The sequence below is a fragment of the Maribacter sp. genome (genome assembly GCF_049667165.1).
In the GTDB taxonomy this organism is placed as follows: Bacteria; Bacteroidota; Bacteroidia; order Flavobacteriales; family Flavobacteriaceae; genus Maribacter_A.
On the sequence record NZ_JBATHS010000024.1, the window covers coordinates 1 to 3,150 of the forward strand.

At 41.9% G+C, this 3,150-nt stretch carries 6 protein-coding genes; all 6 read right to left on the reverse strand.

Going from position 1 to position 3,150, the window contains the following annotated elements; genetic code table 11:
* Positions 1–800 (reverse strand): DUF3078 domain-containing protein (locus tag WBM98_RS00960; protein WP_424364139.1); only part of this gene is annotated, 800 nt, incomplete at its 3' end.
* A gap of 78 nt (positions 801–878) precedes the next feature.
* Positions 879–1,379, reverse strand: coding sequence for a DUF2480 family protein (locus WBM98_RS00965; RefSeq protein ID WP_424364140.1), 501 nt, complete (start codon positions 1,377–1,379; stop codon positions 879–881).
* A gap of 12 nt (positions 1,380–1,391) precedes the next feature.
* Positions 1,392–1,760, reverse strand: a complete 369-nt coding sequence (locus WBM98_RS00970) for a four helix bundle protein (RefSeq protein WP_424364141.1) — start codon at positions 1,758–1,760, stop codon at positions 1,392–1,394.
* 28 nt (positions 1,761–1,788) lie between these two features.
* On the reverse strand, positions 1,789–2,115 hold the full coding sequence (locus WBM98_RS00975) for a DUF59 domain-containing protein (protein ID WP_424364142.1): 327 nt from the start codon (positions 2,113–2,115) through the stop codon (positions 1,789–1,791).
* A gap of 92 nt (positions 2,116–2,207) precedes the next feature.
* Positions 2,208–2,630: a SufE family protein gene (locus tag WBM98_RS00980; protein ID WP_424364143.1), complete on the reverse strand. Its 423-nt coding sequence runs from the start codon at positions 2,628–2,630 to the stop codon at positions 2,208–2,210.
* A gap of 71 nt (positions 2,631–2,701) precedes the next feature.
* Positions 2,702–3,150: aminotransferase class V-fold PLP-dependent enzyme (locus tag WBM98_RS00985; RefSeq protein ID WP_424364144.1), on the reverse strand; the 449-nt coding region annotated here is incomplete at its 5' end.

A 3,150-nucleotide genomic window follows, 5' to 3' on the forward strand; every position in this document is an offset into this window, starting at 1 on the left:
AGTCCGAATTCAAAACCAAGTCCGATTCCTTTCCATAAGGTATACCCGAAGGAGTTGATCCACGTCCAGTTAGACAGATCACTGCTTTTATAACTCTGAAAGGTCGAGAAGTTGGTTTTAAAGTTCACCGCTCCCAATTGTTTGGTGTAGTCGACGACGATCTTTGCACCGGTAGAGGATTCATAGACAGCATCATCTTTCGCGAATACAAAGTTATAGTTCAATGGATGGATCACGACCACCATGTCGGTTATCGGAGTCCAGGTAGCACCTAACCCAACATCCAAATACCCCGGATCATTGAAATTATTGACAATCGAGGTACGGTATTCAGCCAAGGTTGAAATCGCAAATTTTTCGTTCAATTTTTGTCCATATAAGGAAACGATATTGAAAACATCCGTTGTACTGTTAAAGCTATCGTCATCGGTATCGATATCCTTATTATCCAATTTCACCCACTGTAGATTCATATTCGCCGAATTCCTCCAGAAGAATTTCTCCTTATTTAAATTTGCGAATGCATTTAGGGAAACACCTATATTCCCCGAAGAGTTATTGGGTGTGCCTTGTGAATACCAATTTTTGGAGCCGGATAGGTTGGCCCCAATGGTGCCGAATACCCCTTTTTTCCATCCTGGAAGGGCATTGATCTGTGCTTGAAGGGCATCGACCCTCCCTTGAATCGCTGCTATGGAATCCTTTTTAGGACCTTGCAGGGCCTTTAATTCATCCGCAGTTTGTGCATACGTGGCCGATAGGGCCAAAAATGCAACTAATGTTACTACTAAATTCCTCATAATGTATAGTGTTTATTTGTTTATAGGGCGCAAAAATAAGAATTGTTAACAATAAACAATTACCGTTATCAACAATTTTTACTTTTTATATAAGGGTACGGAAGAGCAAGCTTCACCGTACATGACGCTTTTTGCAACGGGCATCAGCCGTGAAGTTATCCACAAATAGGCATTCTGTGGTACCGGCTTATGGCTGCACCCTTTTATAATTACAGGTTTCCCTTCATACCCTGAAACATCGAGGTTCTCAATGATGGTTTGGTAGATCGAGGTTTCCAAGACTTCCAAATTTCCTTGTGCCACTTTTTTGGCATACGGTTGTAGTTTTGTAGCGATAAGCATATAGGCCCAACCTGGGATGATGGCATCGGCCGTGCAGTCGACAGCTACGTACTTATCTTGAAATTGGCTCCAATCATACGCGGCAATGGCGGCCCTGAATTCCTTCTCCCGCAACACCAACCCCTCATAAAGCCACTGTTTGATATCCAAAATAACACGTTCCCCATTCGGGTAATAGTCTTCCAGGTCAATGGTTTTCAATTGACTTTGGGCTACGCGATTTACAATATCAGACATAAGATTTCAGAATTAAGAGTTCAGCTCCTTTTTAAGATGTTTGATTAATCCAAATAATGTTTTTGAAATTTCATCACAAAGAGAATACAATATTTTAAATTCCAACTCACTTGCATACTGAATATCATAGGCCAAATACAATTGTGATTTTACCTCATAACACGAAGCTTGCGCAATATTAAGAAAATAGACGAATTCCTTGTTTGAAGCTCTGCCGTAACCCTCTGCTATATTAGAAGAAATAGAAATTGATGCCCTTCTTATTTGATCTCTTAAAGCAAAGTCTTTTGAAAAATCACTTTTCTGGGTCAAACTATAAATTTCTCTATTTAGTTCTCTAGCCTTTTTCCATGAAATAATCTGTTCAAATCCCTTCTCCATCCGATATCTAATATCTTACATCTGAAATCTATAACATTCCTAATTCCAATTTTGCCTCTTCGCTCATCAGATCCTGGGTCCATGGGGGATCAAAGGTGATTTCGACCATGGCATTCTTTACGGCATCCAACGATTTCACCTTCTCCTCGAACTCAACGGGAAGCGTCTCCGCGACCGGACAATTGGGTGAGGTAAGGGTCATTAAGATCTTCACATCCCGATCTTCGTTCACGAAGACATCATAGATCAAACCCAGTTCATAGATATCGACGGGGATTTCAGGATCATAAATGGTCTTTAAAACCTGTACGATCTTCTCTCCCAATTCTTGGTTGTTTATTACCTCTTCGCTCATTTTGTTCAAGTTTTTGGGTTTATAGGTTTATGCATTTATATGTACGTTTCAATACCTTACAAACTCGGCCTTTGGCCGAATAAACCCATAAATTAATTTAACTGTGTCTGGTAGGCAACGGCATACAATTTCAATTGTTTCACCATGCTTACCAAACCGTTGGCACGGGTTGGGGACAAATGCTCCTTCAGCCCGATCTCGTCGATAAAATCAGTGTCGGCGTCAATGATATCCTGCGGTTTTTGATTGCTGAAAGCACGAATCAAAATGGCGATGATCCCTTTGGTGATAATGGCGTCACTATCTGCCGTAAAGACCAATTTACCCTCTTTCAACTCGGCATGTACCCATACCTTACTCTGACAACCTTTGATGCTATTCGCATCGGTCTTATACTTTTCGTCGATCAAGGGAAGGGATTTCCCCAGCTCTATCATATATTCATAGCGCTGCATCCAATCCTCGAACATCGCGAATTCGTCTACAATTTCTTCTTGAATTTCCTTTATTCCCATGTTCTGACTTTGTGCAAAAATACGATAAGTATCATAGGTTATCAATAGTTGCCTGATTCCAAAGGGCTAGCCTATAACAACATCGCCATGGCCCGCCGTATTCCGGCAACCAAAATATCCAGCTCCTCCTTGGTATTATAAAAACTAAAACTAGCACGCACTGTACCGGGAATCTTGTAAAAATCCATGATCGGCTGTGCGCAATGGTGCCCTGTACGTACCGCAATCCCCAGTTTATCCAAAATAGATCCCAAATCATAGGGGTGAATACCCGCTACATTAAAGGAAATGACCGCGGTCTTATTCTTAGTGGGGCCATAGATTCGCAAGCCCTCGAGGGCCAACAGCTTTTCGGTCGCATAATGCAATAACTCCTGTTCATAGGCCGCAATGGCATCGAAACCAATGGCATTCATATAATCCAAGGCCGCGCCAAAAGCGATCCCACCACAAATATTGGGCGTACCTGCCTCGAATTTATGGGGCAGCTCGGCATAGGTCGTTTTCTCAAAGGTCACCT

What these genes read in the sequence shown, in the direction of transcription:
- WBM98_RS00975 (WP_424364142.1), bottom strand. Translation starts at nt 2,115, where the DNA reads ATGAGCGAAGAGGTAATAAACAACCAAGAATTGGGAGAGAAGATCGTA.
- WBM98_RS00970 (WP_424364141.1), bottom strand. Translation starts at nt 1,760, where the DNA reads ATGGAGAAGGGATTTGAACAGATTATTTCATGGAAAAAGGCTAGAGAA.
- WBM98_RS00980 (WP_424364143.1), bottom strand. Translation starts at nt 2,630, where the DNA reads ATGGGAATAAAGGAAATTCAAGAAGAAATTGTAGACGAATTCGCGATG.
- WBM98_RS00965 (WP_424364140.1), bottom strand. Translation starts at nt 1,379, where the DNA reads ATGTCTGATATTGTAAATCGCGTAGCCCAAAGTCAATTGAAAACCATT.